General features: G+C 55.6%; 3 protein-coding genes. All 3 read right to left on the bottom strand.

Annotated elements, in window-relative coordinates; genetic code table 11:
• Positions 1 to 375 (bottom strand): tRNA-guanine transglycosylase (locus H5U36_10270; GenBank protein ID MBC7218491.1); only part of this gene is annotated, 375 nt, incomplete at its 3' end.
• A gap of 18 nt (positions 376 to 393) precedes the next feature.
• Positions 394 to 1419: a tRNA preQ1(34) S-adenosylmethionine ribosyltransferase-isomerase QueA gene (queA, locus tag H5U36_10265; protein ID MBC7218490.1), complete on the bottom strand. Its 1026-nt coding sequence runs from the start codon at positions 1417 to 1419 to the stop codon at positions 394 to 396.
• A partial coding sequence (locus H5U36_10260; GenBank protein MBC7218489.1) for a hypothetical protein occupies positions 1419 to 1863 on the bottom strand: 445 nt, incomplete at its 5' end. The genes H5U36_10260 and queA, both read right to left, overlap by 1 nt.

The following is a 1863-nucleotide window of genomic DNA, read 5'->3' as shown; positions in this document are numbered from 1 at the left end:
GCGTTGGAGGGATCCGTCAAGGTGGGACCGAAAGCTCACTCCCTCGTCATCAACCCGCACAAGCTGTGCAAGGCTAAATACCTGAAAGCCTCCGCTGTCGGTGAGGAGCGCCCCATCCCAGGAGATGAAACGGTGTAAGCCCCCTGCTTCCCGAATGAGATCTTCCCCAGGGCGAAGATGGAGATGGTACGCATTACAGAGGAAAATGCGAATCCCCAGAGCCCTCAAGCGATCGGGAGCAACTGCTTTCACCGTTCCCTGGGTCCCCACTGGCATGAAAACCGGTGTCTCAATGGTTCCGTGAGGTGTCTCAAGGATACCATACCGCGCTCGAGAACGGGGATCCACTGCAAGTACCCTGAAGTGTTGCCCCAACGGAGATTCCTCCTTCAGTCAGAGGATGAGCATGGCGTCACCGAAGCTAAAGAAACGGTACCGCAAGGTAACCGCTTCCTCATACGCCCGCCTGATGAAAGCCGTCCCCCCAAAGGCAGACACAAGGAGCAGAAGAGTAGACCGGGGAAGATGAAAGTTCGTCACCAGTGCATCGACAACTCGAAAGGAAAAGCCCGGGTAAATGAAGAGGTCCGTTGTCCCCTCAAAAGCTGTGATAGTTCCACATCGAAGCGCCACGGTCTCAAGCGCCCTCACAGTTGTCGTTCCTACGGCAATAACCCGTTTCCCCACCTCCTTTGCCCTCTGGATTTCGGCTGCACTTTCTGGGGTGAGAGAGAACCACTCCTCATGCATTTTATGATTCTCCACCCGCTCGACCTTGACCGGCCGGAATGTCCCCGGGCCCACATGGAGCGTGAGCATGACCCTTCTTACTCCCTTCTCCTCGAGCTTTGCAAGGAGTTCCTCAGTGAAATGGAGTCCTGCGGTTGGTGCGGCTACTGAGCCGGGAACGCGGGCGTAAACCGTCTGGTATGCCTCAAGGGGGATGTCCTTTCGCTTCACGTAAGGCGGTGTGGGGGTGCGGCCAAAGCGGGAGAGAACTTCCTCAGTCGTTGTACCTTCGGGGAAAAAGGGGCGGAGTATCCACCGGTCCTCCTTTCGCTCAAGGACTTCGAAGCGGAAGAGGGGGTTCTCCTCAAGAACGAGAACCTGAAGTGGGCGAATTCGGGATGAAGAGAGAAGGCACTCCCAGGTACCATTCCTTTCTTCAAGGAAAAGGATTTCGACCCTTCCACCGGTTTTCTCCTTTCGGGCAAAGAGACGAGCGGGGATGACTTTCGTATCGTTGAAAACGAGAACATCTCCCGGCTCAAGGTAGTGGAGAATGTCCCGGAATACCCGGTGCTCGATGGTCTCGGTTTTCCGATGGAGAACCATGAGGCGACAGGCATCCCGTGGAAATACGGGTTCCTGGGCAATGAGCTCCTGGGGCAGGGAAAAATCGAATTCTCTGATGTCCATCACCGGGCCACCACCCGTCCGAGTTCACACCCTGGAAAGTAGTGTTCGAGTATTTCTGGGAAGGTCGCTCCATTTCTTGCCATTCCCACTGCCCCCCACTGGGAGAGACCCACCCCATGCCCCCAGCCCCGACCAACGAAGACGAAAACCCGAGAATCCTCAAGCACAGGGCGCTCAGGCAAAACTCGACTTGTCCTTTGCCTTACATTCTTTGCTTCCCGCTCCTTCTCTCGAAGCTTCAGGAAAGTAATAATATCATCGAGGTTCCAGTCCCGCTCCATCCACTCCTTGTAATCAATAATTTCGCTTTCCTCCCCCTTCTCGGGGATACTTTCTTCCTGCCAACTCTCTTGAGGCCCACCTTCAATGTCGAAAAACGTGCTCGGTAGGCGGTCAAACCCTACGGCCTCCCGGAACTCGTTCCCCGTGAGTACCACGGTGCCA

Origin of the sequence: Candidatus Caldatribacterium sp. (genome assembly GCA_014359405.1) — a bacterium.
In the GTDB taxonomy this organism is placed as follows: domain Bacteria; phylum Atribacterota; class Atribacteria; order Atribacterales; family Caldatribacteriaceae; genus Caldatribacterium; species Caldatribacterium oleiphilum.
This window is presented reverse-complemented; position numbering and strand designations above follow the sequence as displayed.